The sequence below is a fragment of the Cardinium endosymbiont of Nabis limbatus genome, from assembly GCF_965196625.1.
GTDB lineage: Bacteria > Bacteroidota > Bacteroidia > Cytophagales > Amoebophilaceae > Cardinium.
Window position 1 is genome coordinate 853,821 of the sequence record NZ_OZ239769.1, and the last position, 22,292, is coordinate 876,112.

Consider the following 22,292-nt stretch of genomic DNA (forward strand, 5'->3'; position numbering starts at 1 on the left):
AATGAACCCCAACGGGGCGTTGCGCGTGTACCATTGGTATACTTAGTATGAAAACCTATGCGCACAAGCACGTTAGCAAATATCTAAAATACTTTTCATATATATACAAAGATGCATCAAATATTACGGATCTACAACAGCTTAACCAGGCAAAAAGAAGTTTTTCAGCCACTTAGACCGCCTTTTGTAGGCATCTATCTATGTGGCCCGACGGTTTATGGGAAAGCACATCTAGGCCATGCACGTGCGGCGATTACCTTTGATATCATTTTTCGTTATTTACAACATTTGAACTATACCGTTCGTTATGTACGGAATATTACTGATGTGGGCCATCTGGAGAGGGATTTGGACGAAGGCAATGACAAAATAGCGCAACAAGCTAAGCTAGAGCAGGTAAGCCCTATGGAGGTGGCACAGCGCTACACGAACCACTATCGGAAAAACATGGAACAGCTTAATGTATTACCTCCTAGCATTGAGCCTTGTGCAAGCGGACATATCCTGGAACAGATTGAAATGATTGAAAGGATTATTGAAAATGGATTGGCCTATGTAATAGATGGATCTGTCTATTTTGATGTAGCCAAATACAACCAAATGTATGATTATGGTAAGCTTTCAGGAAGGACTATAGAAGCTACGCGTTCAGGAACACGTGCATTGGCCAAACAAGCAGATAAAAAAGAACGAGTAGATTTTGCTTTATGGAAAAAAGCAACCCCGGTGCATATAATGCATTGGCCCTCTCCCTGGGGGAAAGGTTTTCCTGGATGGCACATAGAATGTTCTGCTATGTCTACGAAATATTTAGGCAAACAATTTGATATTCACGGGGGGGGTATGGACTTACGTTTTCCACACCATGAATGTGAAATCGCACAAGCACAAGCTGCCTTGCAAACAGATTTGGCTACCTATTGGGTTCATAATAATTTAGTTACAATTGATGGCGTAAAAATGGGTAAATCATTGGGTAACTTTATTACATTAGATGCGCTTTTTTCAGGAAGCCATCCGGTCCTAGACCAGCCTTACAGCCCTATGGCATTGCGATTTTTTATGTTACAGGCGCACTATAGAAGTACGCTGTCTGTTACGATAGGGGGTTTAAAAGCAGCGCACCAGGGCTATCGTAAGTTAATGAATGGCCTGCATCTGTTGGCTACAGGGCACCAAGAAACAGCCGAAGCTTCCGCAACAAGTGGTGGATTAGATGAAGCCATTTATGCAGATTGTGCAGCTTGCTATAGTGCTATGAATGACGATTTTAATACGGCAAAGGTTTTGGCAAGTTTATTTAACTTGCTAAAAAGAATAAATGGATGGTACAATGGCACATTGGATCATGAATTGATTTCAACAGCTGCATTCAACCAATTGCGTAATACCTATACTACCTTTATGGTAGATCTATTGGGCTTAAAAGAGGAGCACCCACCCGCTATGGATCAAACGCTAGAAATCGTACGAACCATTTACCAAGCAGCTAAAGCAGAAAAACGCTACGATCAAATTGATTGTATACGTAATGCACTCCATAAAATGGGCGTTGCGATAAAGGACCATCCAAATGGTGTGCATTGGGAATATCTTACGTAAACGGATACTGCGCTATATTATCGACAAAAGAGGCTAATTCCTTGGCCAAATATTTTAAAAATCCTCCTCCTATCGCCCCATCTATAATCCGGTGGTCATAGGTATGAGATAAGAAAAGCTCATCGCGAATGGCTATCGTTTCTTTGCCATGCACATAGACCACAGCAGGGCGTTTTTCAATAAGGCCTAATGCAAGAATAGCTACCTGCGGCTGCACAATAATAGGGGTTCCCATAAGATTGTCAAAACAACCAATATTAGAAACGGTATAACTGGCACCGCTTAATGCATCTGGCGTAATGGTGCCACTGCGTGCCTGATGGATTAACGCATCGATCTGGCAGGCCAATGTAGCCAAGCCAAGCTGCTCGACTTGCTGCACTACAGGAACCAATACATTACCATCCGAGAGCGCTACGGCAAAGCCTATATTAATATGTTTTCGTTGAATGATTTGGTCGCCCACCACTACCGCATTCAGTATAGGAAACCGCTGCAAAACACGCGCAATAACTGCCATAAAAATAGGATTATAGGTCAACTTAGCGCCATATTTTGCTTCAAAAGAAAGCTTATACTGATTTCTCCAAGCAACAAGCGCCGTTACATCTGCACGTATAAAAGAGGTAACATGCGGTGCAATTTTTTTAGATGCAACCATACGATCTGCAATGAGTTTTCGAACACGATCCATTTTGACCACCTCATCTCCCGCTAGGGGGGCAACCGTTTCAGAAAATAAATGGCGTTCAGAAACCTGCGTCGGTACACGCTTGCTTAAATAAGCCAAAAGCACCTCTTTGGTAACCCGATTGTCTCGGGCATACGCAGCCAATCGCTCTAATTCATCTGGCGGAATAGCATGTTCTTGTGCAATATGTTTGGCCAAAGGGGTTAATTTTATCTTGGCAAAATCGGGCAAAGGGGAAGGTATAGCCCCTAGATGATCGGGTGACGTAGGAGCTGCCACCGTAGGCTTTAACCCTACAAAAGAAACGCCATCGGCTCCAGATAAGACAGCCCTATTTTCTACTTCTAACAAAGCAATAGGCGCCCCAATGGCTACCACCTCTCCGCTTTTTACCAATAATTTTTGAATCTTACCAGTGTAAGCGGCAGGAATCTCTGCATCAACTTTATCTGTAGCAACCTCTAATAGAGGCGCACCTTCCACAACTGCTTCTCCCTCACTTACACACCAATGCAATACTACAGCTTCCATCACACTTTCACCCATCTTAGGCAAATAAAGCGTTATTAAAGACATATCAACCCTTCTTAAAAATTTGAACCACTGCCATTAGCCTGTTGGACTAGGATCGGTAGTGAAATCTTATGACACATCTTTTTTAACTTTTAAAAAAGCTAGATATTTATCCAACTGACTACATTTTTCCTTGAGCTGTTTTTTATTTTGGCCATCTGGTAGATTTTCTATAGCTTTTTTTAATGTGCTTAATCTTGCATCAATCTCACTCAACATGCTTTGTGCGACTGGATACCTTGTAAGCTTTAGCCATTGCTCTAGCCTGTCTTTTACCTCTGAAAATAATTTACATGCTGCTGGGAGATTCTTTTTACAAGATGGTCCCTCAACGTTTTTGCTATCATCTACCACTGGTTCTCTATCTGTAATCCAGGCATATATACGATCGAGGTCATTCAACAACTCTTGACCTAAAACCACCACACTGTCCTTTTTATAGCCACATGAAGCAAAAAGTAAACTAAAAATGAATAAAAAAGTCCAGTGTCTCATTAAATAAAATAGTCTTACTATCATTTTAAATAGTACTTAAGGCAAGCAAAAAAAAATTAAACACCGTGGCATAGACAGCCTATGGTAGAAGTACGCCTAACAGCTACAGATTGGATTAATGATCCAACAAATTACAATATAATAAATGATTACGCCCAATAGCTCTACAGTTGTATTAATCGCAGGATTAGCCGCTACTGCAGGATCTCCATTAAAATATTTAGCAGCCAACGGAAAAGCGGCTCCTATAAAAGCAGAAAAAATCACTTGTAAAACAATGCTCAGTGCCACTACAAACATCACCTGGCAGTTCCTATTCGTCTCTGGTTCTAAACTATAGGTTAAGAATACTTTAATATAAGCAAGAACAAATAAAACAGAAGCCAACATAATGGCAATCCTTAATTCTTTTAAAATAATCCTAACCCAATCAGAGAGCGTAACCTGTCCACGATTCAATGCTTGGAGTACTACTGAGGCAACTTGACTCCCTACATTGCCTCCAGTATCCGTAACCATACTCAAGTAGAAAATCAAATTAAATGGAGTAAAAAAAGCACTTTTAGCATGGGTAAAAGCGTGTCCAATAATGCTGGCCATAAATACTACTACAATCCATTTGATTCTTTTTTTAAGATGTTGTAGACTGGAAACCTTTAGATAATCTGGTGCATCTTCTTCTGAAGTAATACCCATAAATTTATCCATATCCTCAACCTGTTCTGCCCTGATAATATCTATGGCATCATCATAGCTTACAATACCTACGATTTGTTCTTCTTGATTGAGAATAGGAATAGCTACTAAATCATACTGTTCAATTTTTTTAGCAACCACTTCTTGATCTTCATCAACCGTAGCATAAACAAAGTTTACATTGAGTATCGTCTCTATTTTCTCTTTAGGAGAACGCATCACCAAATCCTTTAAAGAGATAAAGCCCACCAACTTCATCTTTTCATCTACCACATAGATATAATACAGCATCTTTTTAGAAGGTGCATCTTCACGGATTTTAGCAATGGCTTCTTCTACAGTCATTGAATTTAAGACCGTTGCAAAATCTGTATTCATAATACCTCCTGCCGTATCTGGTAAATAGGCATTTAGCATAATAACATCTTCCCGAACCTTTCTACTTAAATAGGGTAATAAATGCGCATGTTCTTTAGTACTCAACCGTTGGTAAAAATCAACACGCAAATCAGAGGGCATACAAGAAAAAAGCTTTGCAAAGCTACTTTTAGGAACATTATGGTAGATTTGCATCTGTAACTCATTATCGTTCAATAAGGCAAATATTTCCCCTTGTCGTGCAATGGATAAGGTACTAAATATTCCTATAACCAATTCAAAAGATTGTTTTTCTAAGAACTTAGCAACCTCTATAGGCGATGCGCGCTCCAAACAATAGGCGAGTCGCTTCTCCTGCTGCTGTTTGAGTAAGCGAACCCACTTAAAAAACTTATTTTCTCCTTTTAGTTTCATAATCGTAGTTTTTTGGCTTCATATGGCACAAACATGCTGAACAAGCCTAGATGAGCAAATAGATTTGTAAAAAACCTAAAACCACGAGCGCAGCCAAAGGTTTCATATCATGAATAAAAAAGATATAGTTCCCAGACTAAAACATAGCCTCCATATATTCTAGCCACAAGTAGAGTCAAGAAGAAGGCTTAACGAAAGGTAAATTTAAGAGAATCTGAAGTAAATTACCAATAAGTAGATCCAAATTTATAGCTACTATATGACCTAATAAATCACATAAACAAAAGGGGGGAGATGATTTGGTTTACTAGATGAAAGAAAATATATTTGCTCTAGTCTATATAAACCTATTTAAAGCCAATGAAATCTAAAAAAATAGTATTTTTTCTCACCATTGTTATTACCTTACTTTCGCTCTATTATCTTTCCTTTACTTTTATAGACTACCGGGTGCGCCGCCAAGCGGAACAACAAGCAACGGATGAGCAGGGCAGAATAGACTTTGATAAAAGTCAGGCTTATTTAATGGATATATGGAAAAAACCTGTTTACAATCTGCTTGGATCCGTTTACACCTACGAAGAGGTCAAGGAACGCGCACTTAAACTAGGCTTAGACCTTCAAGGGGGGATGCATGTAACCATGGAGCTGGTTCCTATCGAACTTGTAAAAGGACTGGCTGCTTATCATACAGATGCTGATTTCTTAAAAGCACTCCAATGGGCACAACAGGAACGAGAAAAAGGCAGATCAGCCTCTTTTGGAAAGCTTTTTGTAAGCGCTTATAAAAAGATTGCCCCAAATGGGAATTTGAGCGCTATTTTTACTACTGCTGGCGTAAGGGCTTATAACTTTTCTAGTGAGGAGGATATTATAAAAGCAATTGATCAAGAAGTTGCGAATGCATTGGATCGTTCGCTGACCATTATAGGTTCCAGGTTAGATCGTTTTGGTGCCACACAAACCAGCATGCAAAAACTACCTGGCACACAAAGGATTCAGATAGAGCTACCAGGGGTTACCAATCCGGAACGGGTTAGAAAACTATTGCAAGGGGTTGCGCAATTGCGCTTTTGGACAGTAGCAGAAACGAATGTATATGGTCCAGCACTAGAGGCGATAGATGAGTTGCTACTCGCCAAAGAAAAGGAGAGCATAGCAGCAACCCTTCCAAAAGGGCTTACAGAAGAGGAAAAAGCAGCACGCATGCCTAAGGCGTCGATACTCAAAAGGCTTTGCAAATGTCCTTTTCCCTATGCACTAGCCTATGCGCCTAAAGAGATCAACCAAATAGAAGCCATACTGCAGCGCACAGAGGTTAAGGCTTTACTACCTAAAGAAATCAGGTGGATGTGGGAAAAAAAAGCACAAACCCTAAAGGATGGAACAAAAGCGGTTATCCTTTATGCCATCCAACAACCTCAGGACAACAAACCGCTTTTAGAGGGAGATATTATTACAAATGCAGCCCAAACATTTATTGAAAATGGAAAACTAGCTGTACATATACAAATGAATCAAAAAGGGGCACATAGGTGGAAGCGCATCACGGCAGCCCATATTGGCAAGCGCATCGCTATAGCTTTAGATGATCGGATCTACTCCGCACCAGTAGTCCATCAAGAAATCCCAAATGGTGACTCTCAGATATCTGGAAATTTTACTTTAGAAGAAGCGAAAGACTTAGCCAGTGTATTAGGCACAGGTTCTTTACCCGCTCCGCTTAGAATGGTTGAGGAAGCCATTATGGGGCCAAGTTTGGGTAAAGCAGCTCAAAACCAGGGGCTGATGGCCACAGCAATAGGTTTGGGTCTAGTACTGCTTTTTATGTTTGTTTACTATGCAAAGGGAGGCATGATCGCCAATAGTGCGCTTTTGTTTAATTTACTCTTTATTATAGGCATTTTGGCGGAGCTGGATGCTACTTTAACCTTACCTGGTATTGCTGGTTTGGTGCTTACGCTTGGGATGTCAATAGATGCTAATGTTTTGATATTTGAACGGATCCGAGAAGAGCTTTCCCAAAAAGTGCATATTAAAGAAGCCATCTGCCGTGGATATGCCAAGTCATATAGCTCTATTATCGATGCAAATATTACTACGTTTCTTGCGGGCGCCATACTCTATTACCTAGGCCAAGGGCCGGTTCGTGGCTTTGCCCTTGTCTTAATGATTGGTATCATCACCTCTGTATTTGCCTCCATATTTATTACAAGGTTGATTTTCTCCTTCTTTATGGACAACCACCGTACCCTAAAGTTGACTTTTTCTTTTCCAGCTATGCCTATGCTGTTTAAAAACGTACGCATTGATTTTATTAAAAATCGCTACCGTTTTTATGCATGCTCTTTATCATTTATAGCAGTGGGCGCTTTCTTCTTCTACCACTATAAAGGGCTTGCGTTAGGCGTTGATTTTGCGGGTGGCCGCTCCTACACGGTGCATTTTTCTAAGCCGATGGATGCTTCCTTGCTCAAGGATGGATTGTCTGCTCAATTGAAGCAAGGCGTAGAAGTGCGCACCTATGGTGCCAATAATGTAATGCAAATCACTACCAGCTATTTGAGTGATGAGGACGTTACAGCATCTGATCAAAAGGTACGCAATAAACTGGTAAAGGCATTAAAAGCATGCACAAAATTAGAACAAGAAGATAGGGTTTCAGCCGGCAGTAGTTTTACGATTACCAGCAGTACCAAAGTAGGTGCTACTGTGGCACAAGACGTACAAAAAAGTGCAAAAAAGGCCATATTTCTTGCCATATTCGGTATATTTATTTATATTGTATTGCGCTTTAGAAGATGGGGATTTGGTTTAGCAGCTGTATTAGCGCTTATACACGATGCTTTGGCAGTCATAGCTGGGTTTTGTATAGCACGGGCTTTTGGCGTAAGCTATGAAGTGAATGAGGTGTTTTTAGCTGCTATGCTCACTGTTATTGGCTATTCTATAAATGACACAGTAGTTATATTTGACCGCATAAGGGAAAAGTTGGCGAATAAGACTGCGCAAATATCCATAGCCATGGTTAATGATGCAATTAAAGAAACGTTAAGTAGAACCCTTATTACTTCTTTCTCAACATTATTGGCTGTTGTTGTGCTCTTTTTCTTTGGAGGAGAAGCATTACGCAGCTTTTCGTTTGCATTGCTACTAGGTGTATTATTTGGCACTTACTCTTCTATCTGCATTGCAGCCCCCCTTTTAGCAGATTTTGGTCGCAAGTTTTCTACTACTAAGCAGTAGAAGCGAACCAAATACCAAAATCCATAACGCAATAGCCTATAATAGGCCTCACCCAAATAAAAAAAGGTATGTCTATGAAAATGAAAACAATTATTCCTATTTATATGGTCTTAAATGGACTGGGAACGATGGTACCCACCATTCTAGTGATTGGTTTTGCCATCACTTTGTTTGAAAAGGATACAAGTGGCATTTCTGCAGCTTATTTAGAACCAGCTAGCTTATTAGGGATTGGTTTTGCTGGATTAATTGGAGGCTTTTTTTTCAAACGTTTTTCTTCCTATGCCATAGCGGTAGGCGCACTCTTATGTGCGACATCTACTTTGTTAATTTTGTCTCTATATAATGGTATTAATCTACGATACTGGACCATTACATTATGGGCACTTGCCTGCATTATGAGCATTGAACACTCCAATGGCCTTGCTTTTATTAATAAACAAATAGGCACACATGACAAACCTTTCTTTTTTTCTACCTTTCAAATTTTTTTGCAATTTTTTAATGTTTTAGCACCTATAGTAGCCAAAAACTTATTGGCCATTATGGGCTTAAAAATGCTTTTATTACTTTGTAGTTTTATCTATATCTTGCGTATAATACCCTGGCAGCTATTCCGAAATTTTGGTGCAAAAAAGATGGCACTACAACCATCTGGCATGTTAACAGGCTTTAAAGAAATCGTTCAAAATCCTGGGTTATTACAGGTAACTAGTTTTCGGCTTGTGAGCTATATAGCAACTATAGCCTATACGGTCAGTTTACCAATTTTGGTAGCAAGAATTGCCAACGGGAATAGTCAAATCAACGCACAGTTGCATAGCTATAGCACCAGTATGATTCATCTAGGCTTTATTGTAAGTGGTATATGTGGTTCGTGGATCTTAAAAAGAAAACCTAAATGGATTATTCGTTTTTTTAACATCAGCCCTGTCTTTATCGTATTAGCTTCGATTACGGCTTTCTATGTAAAAAAACCATTTCATCTTCAGGCAACTGCATTACTCTATGGTATGGGGCTTTATTTGCTCAGAACAGCTGTTTCTATTATAGGGCAAGCTTTAACTAAAAAAGACAAACTGGCCCATGTTATTTTAGTAGGAGATGCAGTAGTGAAATCTTTTGCGTATGGCATTGGTTCTTTGATACCATGCTGGATCGTCCTTCCGCCTGTATGGGGTATAGCACCTCCATTTGTAGGATTTGTCTTATGTTCTTTACTCTCACTGAGAATGATCAAACCAATTACCAAAATATATTTGGCCTCTTTATGCAAAAAAAATAATGCAAAGTACAGCTGAAAAGTATATGGTCACCGGTAGCAATTGGTTAAAAACTGCTTGAATGTTGGATTATTGCTGGGATCATAGACAGATTTGATTTTTTTCCAATCTCCTATATCCCGCAACAATATACTTGCCCTCCTACTGACCAGGATTTCATCACTTGGATGAACTACATCTGATTTGCTATACAGCGCAGTGGTAGCCTTATGCAGGGTTTCTATATGAGATGGCTGAATGCATCAGAGGCTTTAGTACCTGACCCTATTAACATACCAGCTAAATGGCTAAGCGCAATCCCTTGTTTTTTTAATGGCTTAAGCTGAGACAATATCTTTTCATCAGTTAGTTTATGTAAGCAGTAGATCTATCCATAAACCACCTAATAAATTTGTATTAACCCCTATCATTGGTTAAGCAAATAACTCAAAAGCATGAACAGAAAGGCATAACCTATTGCGTTAAATTGCTATGCTGTATAAAATTAACAGCAAGTTCTAAACCTCTATAGTCTATCGAATGGGCAAGGCCATCTAATTTATGTCCACTACAGGGTACATTATGACCGGATAAGTATTGTATGGCATGATCCATTGCATCTATGGTTACTACTGTATCCAACATGCCATGCACCAAACAAATGGGTGTAGTTGTATTGATGCATTGTGAAGGGGCCACCAATAATCCAGAAAATCCTACGGTAGATAAGAAAGGCTCCGCCTGTATAAGTGTTAAATATATACCCATCATAGCGCCCTGTGAGAACCCAATAATAATGGTATCTTTATTAGTAAGCTTTAAGGCAATTTGTTTTTGCTTAATGATGGCTGTAACGGATGCAACATTGCTTTCTAACAATCGCTTCATGACATATGGCGTTCGATCTTGTAGACTAAACCATTGTCGCCCATAGGCGGCCATATCATATGGTTCTACCCCATGGGGAGCTATAAAGTGACAATCTGGCAAATGGTCTTTAATATATGGAACCAATTTGATTAAATCATGCCCATTAGAACCAACACCGTGCAATAATACTACTAATTTTTCTACTGGTAATATTTTACTATGTACTTCAGGATGTATTAAATTACCCATTATTGATTTGCTGTTATTTTAAGTTTGAAAGGATTATAGCCTTGATATAAATTAGAACCGTGGAGGCATGTATTATACATTTTATACATTACTTTAACTTTATCCTTGATTAATTATAATTAAATAATGGAAAAATCAATAGTTAATAAAATTTTTGAGACTTTAAGGGATACAAACCAAAATCCTACCACAGAACTAGTCTATAAAAATGGGTTTACCTTATTAGTAGCCGTAATATTATCTGCACAAGCTACAGATATATCGGTAAATATAGCAACAAAAGCTTTATTTGAACGATGTGATACACCAGAGAAAATGGTATGCCTTGGAGAAGAAGGATTAAAAAAGTATATAAAATCTATTGGACTGTTTAACCATAAGGTCAAAAATATTATCGCCCTATCTAAACTATTAATCAACCATTATGATAGCCATGTGCCTAACAACTTTAAGGCACTTTTGCAACTACCAGGCGTAGGAAGAAAAACAGCCAATGTGGTATTAAATTGCTTGTTTAATGCGCCAACTATTGCAGTGGATACCCATGTATTTAGAGTAGCCAAAAGGATTGGACTAGCAAATGGCATGACACCTGAAAAAGTTGAGCGTGAGCTATTAAAAACGATAGATCAAAAATGGCATAGAAATGCACACCATTGGCTTATACTACATGGGAGATATATTTGTAAAGCACGAAAACCGAACTGTACAATTTGCCCTATTAAAGCATATTGCGGCTATTATAAAGCCAGTCTTAAAACTTAAATATTAGCAAAAAAACTACCTGTTCACCCAATGGGGTCAACTTAAGGAAAATCTATTCTAGCAAAGAGATGTAAGTGGATCGTTAGGATACTCCTTCACCCATGGCCACCGATAAAAAGCTGGCGCGCAGCAAAAGCAATGAAACGAATGTTGTTCAGCGGGAAAAACAGAACCCACCCGTTGTGCGGGCTCAAACAGCTGTTTTTCTGATCCGCTGAATAACAGTTCGTCAGAAAACTACAAGCTTACTGAAGCGCTAATAAGAAAGGTATCGTTATTGTGCATAGGTATGATCCTATTACCACCACTCATTTCTGCCTGAGTATTGAATTCATGCATAGGTATAATGCTGGTAGGTATAATCTTATCACCACCACCTATGAATTGGGTTTGGGTTTGAATAGATAAATCAAATGTGCTGAATTTATCTAAAGTTAATTTATTTGTTCTCATAGGAATAATAATTTAATTGTTAATTAAAACACGCACTAAACACGCCACTAAACATATGCTGTATACATTAACTATATTTCCGACACCCTAACTATGCGTGCATTTGCATACTAAAAAAATAAATAATTAAATACAAGTAATGCTGCCAAAAAAAAGCTATACCCATGCTTTAAAACTAAATTGTACCAATTAGCAATACATACACACATAATACAGTAAGCTTAAAACGGTTTGATGGTTCATAATAAAATTTCAAAGGTGCAGTAATTTACATTATCGCACATAATTTATTATGTTTGTAGGCCTATCCGCTCGTTAGCGGGCAATAAATCATATAAGCAAAAAATGTGCATTATCAATAGGCCATTATACCATAATATGGTTAAACTTGAATGAATCATCTGCCTAAAAGATGGATATAAGAATTTTGAAAGCATGAAAAGCCTTAAAACTAATTTAGATTCAAATGCAGTATACCTTCCTTCTGATACCGTTCAAAAAAAAGCATATATCTCATCATTGGATGCATACCTAAAGATGTATCATACCTCCATTGAGGATCCAATTGAATTTTGGAAAAAAATATCGGCACAATTTTTCTGGAAAAGCAAGCCTACTGGCCCATTTCTCAGCTATAACTTTGACTTAAAGAAAGGGCCCATTTTCACAAAATGGATGGAAGGCGCCCTAACAAATGTTTGTTATAACCTAGTGGATAGGCATGTGCAAGATGGATATGGCGACAAGATTGCCTACTATTGGGAAGGGAATGAACCAGATGAACAAAAACAAATTACCTACCAAGCATTGCTTAAAGAGATTTGTAAATGTGCAAATGTTTTAAAAGCGCTAGGCATAGCAAAAGGCGACCGGGTAGCGATCTACATGCCGACCACTATAGAGGCCATCGTAGTAATGTTAAGCTGTGCACGCATTGGTGCGATCCATACGGTTATTTTTACAGGATTTTCAGCAGATGCACTGGCAACACGCATTATAGCAGCAAAAGCAAAACTCTTGGTAACCGCTAATGGAACATTCCGCGGCACAAAATTTATTCCACTCAAGTCGATTGCTACCCAAGCATTGATACAATGTAAAGCAGCTAACCACCCACTCAACGACTGTATTGTTTTTAATCGATTGCAAACCATGAAAAGACGGGAAGGTATACCCGATATTCCATGGGACGATTCCATAGATCGTTCCTGGGAAACACTGATGGCATCTGCATCGGATGTGTGTGAACCTGAGTGGATGGATGCGGAAGATCCGCTATTTATCCTTTACACAAGCGGTTCGACCGGAAAACCCAAAGGCGTGTTGCATACAAGTGGAGGCTATTTACTATATGCAGCAACTGCATTTAAATATGCATTTGACTACCACCCAGAAGATCTGTTTTTCTGTTCTGGCGATTTAGGCTGGATTACAGGCCATACTTTTAATGTCTACGGAGCACTTGCCTGTAAAACCACCTCTGTGCTATTTGACGGCATTCCAACTTATCCAGATGGAGGTCGTTTCTGGGATTTGATTGATAGATACAAGGTAACTACATTTTATACAGCCCCCACTGCGCTTCGAACCCTTATGCAACTCGAACCCATTTATGTTACAAAATATAGTAGAGCCTCCTTGCGTATACTCGGTTCAGTTGGCGAACCCATTGACCCTTCAACCTGGAACTGGTTTTACGAAATAGTTGGCGAAAAGCGCTGTCCGATTATTGATACCTTTTGGCAGACAGAGACAGGTGCGCCCATCATTTGTCCACTTCCTGGTGCCACACCATTAAAACCTGGCGCTGCTACACTTCCTTTTTGGGGCATTGTCCCAACTATTGTTAATGATAATGGCGTTGAAATTATAGGTGAAGGGCAAGGTCATCTTGTGGTTAAAAATCCCTGGCCAGGGATAGCACGAACGCTTGATGGTAGCCATGAACGGTTTACATCTACTTACTTTGCGCCATACAATGGATATTACTATACAGGCGATCGTGCAAAACGCGATGCAGATGGTTATTTTTGGATCATAGGTAGAACAGATGACATGTTGAATAGTTCAGGTTACTTAATATCAACCGCTGAGATTGAATCTGCATTAATGCAACACCCATCAGTGGCCGAAGCAGCTGCCGTTTCTGCACCACATGCTACAAAAGGCGAGTCCATCCATTGTTTTATTGTATTAAAGCATAAATGGTCGTATAATCACATCATTGAATCTGAGATCAAATCAATTGTTCGCCATAAACTAGGCGCCTTTGCGGTTCCAGATCTGATATACCCTGTACCTGCTCTGCCTAAAGTAGGCTCTGGTAAAATAATGCGTCGACTACTCAGAAAAATAGTTCGACAAGAAGTGTATTTAGGTGATACCTCAACACTAGTTGATCAAAGTATTGTCAACCAGCTGCGTGCACTTACACTCAATAAGGTTAAGATTTTTTAATGGATGCATGGGGCAATCTTACCTATTTTGTAGCTTTGCATAGCTTTTACTTGGTTGCCGCCTAGGCTACTTAAGGGCCTTGCTGTACATTATATAGTAACATAATCCTATCAATATGGAACAAAAAAAAATGCTATCTAAGCATGATGCTGCAATAAAAAACCGATCCGAACCCTCTGGTACGCACAACCCTTTGTTGCACAGAAAACTATATATAGAAAGTTACGGCTGTCAAATGAATTTTTCTGACAGTGAAATCGTAGCTTCTATTATGGCCCAACAAGGTTTTGTTTTTACAAACCAGTATGATGAGGCAGATCTTATCCTCATTAACACATGTGCCATTCGAGATAAAGCTGAACAGACCATTCGGAATAGACTATTGGTTTTCAACCAACAAAAGCTAAAACAGCCTGATCTTATTGTAGGTATCTTAGGTTGTATGGCAGAGCGACTTAAAACGCAACTACTAGAAGAGGAAAAAGTCGTTGATTTGGTAGCGGGTCCAGATGCCTATAGAGACCTACCCAGATTAATTAGTCAGGTAGATCAAGGCTACAAAGCGGTCAATACCTTTTTATCCAAAGAGGAAACTTATGCGGATATTGCGCCCATTCGGTTGCATTCAAGTGGCGTAACTGCTTTTATCTCTATTATGAGGGGGTGCAACAACATGTGTTCTTTTTGTATTGTGCCTTTTACCCGAGGGCGTGAACGGAGCAGAGACCCCTATTCTATCGTCCAAGAAGCTAAAAAATTATTTGAAGCAGGTTATAAGGAAGTTACCCTTTTAGGGCAAAATGTAGACTCCTATAGTTGGCATCCATCTATGGCAGCGACTGCTTCGCTAGATAGCGCAAGCAACCAGACCATCCACTTTCCCCAATTACTGGCCATGGTGGCTGAGATTGACCCCAAGTTAAGGGTGCGCTTTTCTACCTCTCATCCTAAAGATATGACCGATGAGGTGTTGTATACCATGAAGGCCTATGACAACATCTGCAAGCACATTCACCTCCCTGTCCAAAGTGGCAATAGCCGCATCCTCAAGCGCATGAATCGTACCTACGATCGGGAATGGTATATAGAAAGAATTCATGCGATTAGAAATATTCTAGGCCCATCTTGTGCTATTTCTTCTGATATGATTGCAGGCTTTTGCTCGGAAACAGAGGAAGAACACGCAGATACGCTTTCGCTCATGGATTACGTGCAATATGATTTTTCTTTTATGTTTTACTATTCCGAACGGCCAGGTACATTAGCCGCCAGAAAATATCCAGATGATGTTCCAGAGGATGTTAAAAAACGCAGATTAAGTGAAATTATAGCCAAGCAACGTGCCCATGCCTTGATGCACCATCAAAAAAGTATAAATCAAGTTTATCAAGTTTTAATTGAAAAATGCTCTAAAAAATCAGACGACTTTTTCCAAGGCAGAACCAGCCAAAATAAGATCGTTGTATTCCCCAAAGGGGCCTATAAAATAGGAGATTACGTAGATGTACAGATTACAAGCTGCAATGCAGCTACCCTATTTGGCACCGTGTTATCTTAAGCATACGAAATGCTATGAAAGAAGATCTTCAATACATCAAACAACGGTTTAATATTATTGGCAATGCCCCATTGTTGAATAGAGCTATTGAGATAGCGATGCAGGTTGCTGCTACGGATCTGTCTGTGCTCATTACGGGTGAAAGTGGTACTGGAAAAGAGTCTTTTTCAAAAATTATTCATGCACTGAGTCCCTACCGACATGGTAACTTTATAGCCATTAACTGTGGAGCGATTCCAGAAGGCACAATAGATTCTGAGCTTTTTGGCCATGAAAAAGGTGCCTTTACGGGTGCCTTAGAAAATCGAAAAGGCTATTTTGAAGAAGCCAATGGTGGAACCATTTTTCTAGATGAAATAGGTGAAATGCCTTTGGGCACACAAACCAGACTGTTGCGTGTACTAGAATATGGAGAATATGTAAAAGTAGGTGCCTCTAACGTACAAAAAACTAAAGTGCGTGTAGTAGCAGCTACGCATGTAGATTTACTCCATGCCATTAGGCAAGGAAAATTCCGAGAAGACTTATACTACAGACTCAATACCGTGCCGATTACCATACCCCCTTTGCGTGAACGGGGTGCAGATATTATACAATTGTTTCATAAATTTTCTAGTGATTTTGCTGCCAAATACAGAATTAAACCGCTAGAAATCAGCTCAGAAGCAAAAGACATTTTACGCACTTATCCATTTCCAGGCAACATTCGTCAACTAAAAAATATTGTTGAGCAAATGGCACTGCTGGAAGACGTCATGCTGGTTACACCCAAGGTAATAGAAAAGTATCTACCGAAAGAGCAAAGCCATACGTTACCAGTGCTTTATAAGCAATGGAACGACCATGGGCTGCTTGAAAAAGAATATATATATCCCATCCTCTTTGATTTAAAAAGAGATATTGCAGAATTAAAAGCACTCATGTTCAATTTCATTGAGTCTGGTTCCATTAAAAATCCTATGATCAAAGATCATGCGCAGCTATCCCGAGCCTACAGTGACCAAGAAAAGATAGCTAAGAAAATCCATTTTTTGGATACAGCGCAATCCTTTAAAGAAGATAATGTAAATTGCATAGGAGCGTCTTATGATGCAGCAGAAAACCTTTCTATTGAAGCCCAAGAACAAGCATTGATTCGCAGATCTTTGCAGAAAAATCATGGAAATCGCAAAAGTGCAGCGGATGATTTAGGGATTTCAGAAAGAACACTCTATCGAAAAATTAAACAATATGAGATTGAAGAATCCGATTTTAAGAAATAGTGTATACTTTTTTTTTAGCGTATTATCGTTGTACAGTTGTGGTCTTTTTACTTTTTCAGGTACTTCACTTCATCCTGATATCAAGACCTTTTCTGTTCAAACCTTTTATACAGAGGTTTCAGATGGTCCAACAGATATGCCGAGAAAGCTTACTGACATACTTTCAGAGAAAATATTACGCACTACTAATTTAACTAAAGAAGAGAAAGAAGGTGACATCCAATTTGAAGGCATCATTAAGTCCTTTTCATATCGCAGCACCTACAGTACAAAAGGTGAAGATGGTAATACTACTAAAGAAATACAACGTCTAACCATCACGATAGAAGTTTCTTTCTTAAATGCTGCTGATGAGGAATCCTCATTTAAGAAAAAACAATTTTCAGCTAGCGCAGATATGCTTTCTACTGAAAATAAATTAGACAAAGAACCTGAATTGGTGGAAGAAATTTTCCGTCAACTAGTGGATGATGTTTGTAGCAAATCTATAGATAATTGGTAAGATTCAAATTGTTTTTACCATGCAAGTTCAAAAACTATTAAAATTATTGGAGCAGCCTGCAACGCTTTCACCAGCAGATATACCTGATCTAGAAGCGCTTATACAAAGATATCCCTATTTCTACCTAGCCCATGCGCTCCTTGCCAAGGTAACCTATAGGCAGGAAAAAGATGTAGAAAAGTATGCGGTTCAAAGAGCTGCTACCTATGCGGTTGACCGCACACATTTGCGCAAATGGCTGGAAAATAAACTTTCACAACCACCAATTTTCAGAAGCGTCCATGCCAAATCTACGCAGGAAGCATCTGTTACCATTAATAATTATTTAGAGATAATTGCCAAAAAGACCGTTAAAAAGAGCACAAATGAAAACAGTATCAAGCAGTTTTCTATTATAGATAATATTTTAAATAAAAACTTGCAATTTGATCCCTGTATGGAAATAGTGCTATTAAACGAAGAAGCATCCGTAGATCTTTCCGAACAAGGCACTGCGCTAGATGATCGTTTTGCAACTGAAACATTAGCTAAAATAATGGTTCAACAGAAAAAATACAAACGCGCCATTGAAATTTACAACCATTTAATGGCAAAACATCCTGAAAAAAAATCGTATATTGAGGGCATCATTTCTAATTTAAATAGTGATCTTTAGTTATGTTTATATTCAATCTGATTACCATACTTATTATTATCGTAGCCATTCTATTGCTTGGTGCTATTTTACTGCAAGAGCCGAAAGAGCGGATCACCCCTTCGGGTGGAGGTGCTGCTTCTATACAACGCATTGGCATTAATCAAAAGGCAGATTTTTTAGAAAAAGCTACTTGGGTGCTGATAGGATTATTACTTTTTTTAACGTTTTTGTCCTCTATCTTTCTTAAAAACGCACCACAAACAAATAGGAGTCCTAATTTGGCAAAGGCGCAGCAAGAACAAGCATCCACCAGCACCACAACAGTTCCAAGTCCTACAGATGCTGGAGCTACTGCCCAAAAGGAGTTAGAACCTGCAGCGCAGGCAACAACCTCCGGCACTTAAAGCCAACTTGTAGTGATTTTTCATATGAAAAGATTCAACATCATAAAGGCTATTTTAGCCTTTTTCGGTTGTGCACTTTTAACCCATCCATCCAATGCGGTTGGATTGGCTACAGGGCCATCTTTCGGCCTAGCTGGGTTTCGCACCCATTTCGATGCACAAGATCCGTTTAAAAAAGTTTCTATCCACAACGCAGCATTACAGATCGGATGGTTTGCCAAGCTAGATATTTGGCTTTTATATGGTAAGCTAGATGGCTTGTTTATATTAGATTGGCATAAATTGCCTAATAAACTAACGTGCAATCATTTTAAATCTATTACCCTTCCCTTGACGATTGGTATACCTATTTTGGGCATCCTTCGCCCTCATATTGGTCTGATTTTTCGAATACCTTGGTCTGATTTAGATGATCCTAGCTTGCAAGGCAATCATCTTATAGAATGCTATAGCAAAAAAATCAACGGATATATCATTGGATTGGGTCTAGATCTAGGCCATTTTTTAATCGATATCTATTGTAAACTTGGCTCTTCAACAATCGCTAGAAAATCTATAGAGGCTACCCTATTGCAGGGGAATAAGACCTATAGACCTAAAGAATTTACTTTAAGAGTCGGTTACAACTTACTGGGTTAAGGAAGGGTTAAATTCCTGAGGGCGCTTATACGAGTAATTCAGGTCGTTTTTTGTCTTTTAAGTATAGAGAAAAAAGTCAAATTGCCTCTTCATACGATATTTCTGGTAGGATCAAAGTTTATGTTCCTGAAATTGATTCTTCTTTTTCTTCTGATTTGTTTTTTAAGGGACAAAGAAAATCTTTTAGTTACAAAAATCAAAATAAGGACGATGTATTTGGTTTAGAGCAATTGGATACGGATTCTTTAGATTATATTCTATTGACAGCCGGAGAAAAAGATTGTATGAGTGCCTATGCCCATGGGTTTAAAAACGTTATTTCTTTACAGTCAGAACATCAAATGCCCAGCACTTCTTTGCTGGAAGTGCTAAAAACCAAAACTTCTATTATTTTAAGTTGTTATGATAATGATGTTGCTGGTATTAACGCTTCTAAGCGATTAGAAGCTTCTTTTGGTATTGTATCTATATCACTACCTAGAGATGTAAAAGATATATCTGATTATTTTCGTATTTATTCACCTACTGACTTTCAGTTACTTTTAGATACAGCTATAGAAAAAGCTATATCCTTACCCTTAGAAAAGTCCAATGGTACGCGAGGTGCCAGGGTAAGTAATAGTATACGCAGTAAAGTAGAGCACTATTTAAGTGAAAAGTTTGATTTTCGCTTAAATGTGGTTACACAACTTGTATAAGTTGTAGTAGTCAAGATTTAATCTTACAATTGTTAAATTGTAATGATATAAATACTAACTACTATGAACTTACATCAAAAAATCATTAAGCCGAAATTAGGCTTATTAGAATTAGCTAAAACCTTAGGGAACATATCCTCATCGTGTAAAAGTATTGGCTATAGCAGAGATAGCTACTACCGTTTTAAGTCTTTGTACGAAACAGGCGGTCAAGAAGCGCTATATGAGCTAATCCGTAAGAAGCCTATTCTAGCTAATAGAGTAGATCCTAGCATAGAAAAATCAGTGGTAGATATGGCCATAGACTATCCAGCCTATGGTCAGCTTAGGGTATCCAACGAGTTGAAAAAAGAGGGTATTCTTGTTTCTCCTGGTGGTGTAAGATCTATCTGGTTGCGCAATGACTTAAACAATATAAAGAAACGTCTTAGGGCTTTAGAAGCTAAAATGGCTCAAGATGGTCTTGTTCTAACTGAATCCCAGCTAGCAGCACTGGAAAAACGTAGAAACGAACAAGAAACATGTGGAGAAATAGATACAGAGCATCCTGGTTACTTAGGTTGTCAAGATACTTATTATGTGGGTAACTTTAAAGGTATAGGCAAAGTTTACACGCAAGTATTTATAGACAGTTATTCTAGATTATCAAACGCAAAACTTTACACTGATAAGACGGCTCTAACAGCTGCCGATCTGTTAAATGATAGGATACTACCTTTTTATCAAGATCAAAACATACCTATATTACGTATACTAACAGATCGTGGTACAGAGTATAAAGGCACAATAGAACATCATGCTTTTGAGTTGTTTTTAAGTATAGAAGGTATAGAACATACGGTCACTAAAGCCTATTCACCGCAAACCAATGGGTTCTGTGAACGATTTAACAAAACCATGAAACAGGAATTCTTTGATACAGCTATGCGTAAGAAGATCTATACAAGCCTAGATGATTTGCAAGAGGATTTAGATAGCTGGTTACGTTACTATAATCATGAGAGACCGCATTCTGGAAAGTATTGTTACGGCAAAACACCTATACAAACCTGGGAAGAGAGCCTGTAAATTATTTTGTGTAAGTGCCGTTTTTTAGGAGAATCTTCCCTCAAATTCGATAGCGAATCGATTCAGAGCCGCTCTCCAATCATGTAAAGACATAGTCCACTTTTGTGATGCCTTCTGTATGGCTAAATATACTACTTTTAATGCAGATTGGTCATTAGGAAAAATTTTACGGTTATTGATAGATTTTCTAATAACGCTATTGAGTGATTCAATGGCATTGGTCGTATAAATAATTTTTCGTATTTCATCAGGATAGTCAAAAATAGTTATAATGTTGCTCCAATTTTTATGCCATGAACGACTAATAGCTGGATATTTTTTATCCCATTTTTCACTAAAAATAAGAAGTGCTTCTTCCGCTTGCTCAAGAGAAATAGCGCGATAAATAACTTTAAGATCCGATGCGACGGACTTCATGTCCTTATAGGGTACATAACGTAACGAATTACGAATAAGATGAACAATGCATAACTGAATTTTGGTTTTTGGAAATACTGTATTAATAGCATCTGGAAATCCGGTTAATCCATCAACACAAGCAATAAAAATATCCTTAATGCCACGATTATTTAACTCAGTTAATACTGAGAGCCAAAATTTTGCACCTTCGGTTTCTGCTATCCACAAACCAAGTAATTCTTTTTGCCCTTGACAATTAATGGCTAATGCCAAATAAATTGATTTGTTGATTACGCGTTTATCTTGATGACACTTGATAACGATACAATCTAAATACAATATGGGATATACTGTTTCTAATGGACGATTCTGCCAAACAGTAATCTCCTCAATAACAGATTCAGTTACTTTCGAAATTAAACTGTGTGATACCTCTGTACCATACAGCTCTTTGAATGTATCTGAAATATCTCTGGTAGTCATCCCTCTAGCATAAAGAGCCAAAATTTGTTCATCAAATTCAGTGAAGCGAGTTTGCCCTTTGCGAATGATTTGAGGATCGAACGTGCTGTTTCGGTCACGTGGCGTATTAATTTCCATTTCGCCAAAATCACCCTTTAATCGCTTAGGAGAGTAACCATTACGGCTATTTCCCGTGTTCCTGCCTTCTATAGCATGCTTTTCATAGCCAAGATGATCCTCTAATTCTGCATCCATAGCACGTTCTACCGTGATTTTTAATAGTTGCTTGCTGAGAATAGCTAAATCTTTTTCACTCTTAATAGACTTCGACAATTCATTTAGTAGATTTGGATCTATATTTATTTGTTGTTGTTCCATTGCTTATGACTCATTTATAACTAACGATTTAATCCGTTAGATTAGTTAATAATAAGCATTTACACAATTTTATTTACAAACTCTGGGAAGATAGTAAAAAGCTAGTCCTTGAAAAAAATAATCAAATCGCGTAT

19 protein-coding genes are annotated in these 22,292 nt (G+C 38.5%); 13 read left to right on the forward strand and 6 right to left on the reverse strand.

Going from position 1 to position 22,292, the window contains the following annotated elements; genetic code table 11:
- The first annotated feature begins 111 nt into the window (after positions 1-111).
- Positions 112-1,602, forward strand: a complete 1,491-nt coding sequence (gene cysS, locus ACOALF_RS03905) for a cysteine--tRNA ligase (RefSeq protein ID WP_419241195.1) — start codon at positions 112-114, stop codon at positions 1,600-1,602.
- On the opposite strand, the gene ACOALF_RS03910 is transcribed toward cysS, so the two are convergent.
- The 3 genes from ACOALF_RS03910 to mgtE form a co-directional block, all read right to left on the reverse strand.
- Complete coding sequence (locus tag ACOALF_RS03910) at positions 1,595-2,869, reverse strand: dihydrolipoamide acetyltransferase family protein (RefSeq protein WP_419241196.1); 1,275 nt, start codon at positions 2,867-2,869, stop codon at positions 1,595-1,597. The two genes, cysS and ACOALF_RS03910, sit on opposite strands and share 8 nt — an antisense overlap.
- A gap of 66 nt (positions 2,870-2,935) precedes the next feature.
- On the reverse strand, positions 2,936-3,361 hold the full coding sequence (locus ACOALF_RS03915) for a hypothetical protein (RefSeq protein ID WP_419241197.1): 426 nt from the start codon (positions 3,359-3,361) through the stop codon (positions 2,936-2,938).
- Positions 3,362-3,457: 96 nt separating this feature from the next.
- The gene (gene mgtE, locus ACOALF_RS03920; protein ID WP_419241198.1) at positions 3,458-4,849 is read right to left on the reverse strand and encodes a magnesium transporter; all 1,392 of its coding nucleotides are present in this window, start codon (positions 4,847-4,849) and stop codon (positions 3,458-3,460) included.
- A gap of 360 nt (positions 4,850-5,209) precedes the next feature.
- Here mgtE and secDF point away from each other — a divergent pair, with 360 nt between their 5' ends.
- Together secDF and ACOALF_RS03930 are read left to right on the forward strand one after the other, a co-directional pair.
- Entirely contained in the window at positions 5,210-8,095 is a 2,886-nt protein-coding gene (gene secDF / locus ACOALF_RS03925) for a protein translocase subunit SecDF (RefSeq protein WP_419241199.1), read from the forward strand.
- A 74-nt stretch (positions 8,096-8,169) separates the two neighbouring features.
- Positions 8,170-9,396 (forward strand): hypothetical protein, encoded by a 1,227-nt coding sequence (locus ACOALF_RS03930; RefSeq protein WP_419241200.1) that lies wholly within the window; start codon positions 8,170-8,172, stop codon positions 9,394-9,396.
- 435 nt (positions 9,397-9,831) lie between these two features.
- Here ACOALF_RS03930 and ACOALF_RS03935 read toward each other — a convergent pair whose 3' ends face one another.
- Positions 9,832-10,476 (reverse strand): hydrolase, encoded by a 645-nt coding sequence (locus ACOALF_RS03935; RefSeq protein WP_419241201.1) that lies wholly within the window; start codon positions 10,474-10,476, stop codon positions 9,832-9,834.
- Between the two features lie 126 nt (positions 10,477-10,602).
- On the opposite strand from ACOALF_RS03935, the gene nth reads away from it, so the two are divergent.
- The gene (gene nth / locus ACOALF_RS03940; RefSeq protein WP_419241202.1) at positions 10,603-11,241 is read left to right on the forward strand and encodes an endonuclease III; all 639 of its coding nucleotides are present in this window, start codon (positions 10,603-10,605) and stop codon (positions 11,239-11,241) included.
- Positions 11,242-11,478: 237 nt separating this feature from the next.
- On the opposite strand, the gene ACOALF_RS03945 is transcribed toward nth, so the two are convergent.
- A complete protein-coding gene (locus ACOALF_RS03945) occupies positions 11,479-11,694 on the reverse strand; it encodes a hypothetical protein (protein WP_419241203.1) in 216 nt (71 codons plus the stop codon).
- Between the two features lie 435 nt (positions 11,695-12,129).
- On the opposite strand from ACOALF_RS03945, the gene acs reads away from it, so the two are divergent.
- From acs to ACOALF_RS03990, 9 genes are all read left to right on the forward strand, one after another.
- Positions 12,130-14,151 carry an acetate--CoA ligase gene (gene acs, locus ACOALF_RS03950; RefSeq protein ID WP_419241204.1) on the forward strand — a complete coding sequence of 674 codons (2,022 nt, stop codon included), beginning with the start codon at positions 12,130-12,132 and terminating at the stop codon, positions 14,149-14,151.
- 115 nt (positions 14,152-14,266) lie between these two features.
- Positions 14,267-15,709, forward strand: a complete 1,443-nt coding sequence (gene miaB, locus ACOALF_RS03955) for a tRNA (N6-isopentenyl adenosine(37)-C2)-methylthiotransferase MiaB (RefSeq protein ID WP_419241205.1) — start codon at positions 14,267-14,269, stop codon at positions 15,707-15,709.
- A 14-nt stretch (positions 15,710-15,723) separates the two neighbouring features.
- Complete coding sequence (locus ACOALF_RS03960) at positions 15,724-16,971, forward strand: sigma-54 interaction domain-containing protein (protein WP_419241206.1); 1,248 nt, start codon at positions 15,724-15,726, stop codon at positions 16,969-16,971.
- A 28-nt stretch (positions 16,972-16,999) separates the two neighbouring features.
- The gene (gene lptE, locus ACOALF_RS03965) at positions 17,000-17,473 is read left to right on the forward strand and encodes an LPS assembly lipoprotein LptE (RefSeq protein ID WP_419241207.1); all 474 of its coding nucleotides are present in this window, start codon (positions 17,000-17,002) and stop codon (positions 17,471-17,473) included.
- A 19-nt stretch (positions 17,474-17,492) separates the two neighbouring features.
- Entirely contained in the window at positions 17,493-18,128 is a 636-nt protein-coding gene (locus tag ACOALF_RS03970) for a hypothetical protein (protein WP_419241208.1), read from the forward strand.
- A 2-nt stretch (positions 18,129-18,130) separates the two neighbouring features.
- Entirely contained in the window at positions 18,131-18,514 is a 384-nt protein-coding gene (gene secG, locus ACOALF_RS03975; protein WP_419241209.1) for a preprotein translocase subunit SecG, read from the forward strand.
- A gap of 24 nt (positions 18,515-18,538) precedes the next feature.
- Positions 18,539-19,153, forward strand: a complete 615-nt coding sequence (locus tag ACOALF_RS03980) for a hypothetical protein (RefSeq protein WP_419241210.1) — start codon at positions 18,539-18,541, stop codon at positions 19,151-19,153.
- A gap of 50 nt (positions 19,154-19,203) precedes the next feature.
- Positions 19,204-19,851, forward strand: coding sequence for a toprim domain-containing protein (locus ACOALF_RS03985; RefSeq protein ID WP_419241211.1), 648 nt, complete (start codon positions 19,204-19,206; stop codon positions 19,849-19,851).
- 63 nt (positions 19,852-19,914) lie between these two features.
- On the forward strand, positions 19,915-20,919 hold the full coding sequence (locus ACOALF_RS03990) for an IS481 family transposase (RefSeq protein ID WP_419241212.1): 1,005 nt from the start codon (positions 19,915-19,917) through the stop codon (positions 20,917-20,919).
- 24 nt (positions 20,920-20,943) lie between these two features.
- Here ACOALF_RS03990 and ACOALF_RS03995 read toward each other — a convergent pair whose 3' ends face one another.
- Positions 20,944-22,158 carry an IS256 family transposase gene (locus ACOALF_RS03995; RefSeq protein WP_419241131.1) on the reverse strand — a complete coding sequence of 405 codons (1,215 nt, stop codon included), beginning with the start codon at positions 22,156-22,158 and terminating at the stop codon, positions 20,944-20,946.
- Between the last annotated feature and the right edge of the window lie 134 nt (positions 22,159-22,292).

Coding starts and splice junctions, on each gene's coding strand:
- cysS (WP_419241195.1), top strand. CDS start 112: ATGCATCAAATATTACGGATCTACAACAGCTTAACCAGGCAAAAAGAA.
- ACOALF_RS03910 (WP_419241196.1), bottom strand. CDS start 2,869: ATGTCTTTAATAACGCTTTATTTGCCTAAGATGGGTGAAAGTGTGATG.
- ACOALF_RS03915 (WP_419241197.1), bottom strand. CDS start 3,361: ATGAGACACTGGACTTTTTTATTCATTTTTAGTTTACTTTTTGCTTCA.
- mgtE (WP_419241198.1), bottom strand. CDS start 4,849: ATGAAACTAAAAGGAGAAAATAAGTTTTTTAAGTGGGTTCGCTTACTC.
- secDF (WP_419241199.1), top strand. CDS start 5,210: ATGAAATCTAAAAAAATAGTATTTTTTCTCACCATTGTTATTACCTTA.
- ACOALF_RS03930 (WP_419241200.1), top strand. CDS start 8,170: ATGAAAATGAAAACAATTATTCCTATTTATATGGTCTTAAATGGACTG.
- ACOALF_RS03935 (WP_419241201.1), bottom strand. CDS start 10,476: ATGGGTAATTTAATACATCCTGAAGTACATAGTAAAATATTACCAGTA.
- nth (WP_419241202.1), top strand. CDS start 10,603: ATGGAAAAATCAATAGTTAATAAAATTTTTGAGACTTTAAGGGATACA.
- ACOALF_RS03945 (WP_419241203.1), bottom strand. CDS start 11,694: ATGAGAACAAATAAATTAACTTTAGATAAATTCAGCACATTTGATTTA.
- acs (WP_419241204.1), top strand. CDS start 12,130: ATGAAAAGCCTTAAAACTAATTTAGATTCAAATGCAGTATACCTTCCT.
- miaB (WP_419241205.1), top strand. CDS start 14,267: ATGGAACAAAAAAAAATGCTATCTAAGCATGATGCTGCAATAAAAAAC.
- ACOALF_RS03960 (WP_419241206.1), top strand. CDS start 15,724: ATGAAAGAAGATCTTCAATACATCAAACAACGGTTTAATATTATTGGC.
- ACOALF_RS03970 (WP_419241208.1), top strand. CDS start 17,493: ATGCAAGTTCAAAAACTATTAAAATTATTGGAGCAGCCTGCAACGCTT.
- secG (WP_419241209.1), top strand. CDS start 18,131: ATGTTTATATTCAATCTGATTACCATACTTATTATTATCGTAGCCATT.
- ACOALF_RS03980 (WP_419241210.1), top strand. CDS start 18,539: ATGAAAAGATTCAACATCATAAAGGCTATTTTAGCCTTTTTCGGTTGT.
- ACOALF_RS03990 (WP_419241212.1), top strand. CDS start 19,915: ATGAACTTACATCAAAAAATCATTAAGCCGAAATTAGGCTTATTAGAA.
- ACOALF_RS03995 (WP_419241131.1), bottom strand. CDS start 22,158: ATGGAACAACAACAAATAAATATAGATCCAAATCTACTAAATGAATTG.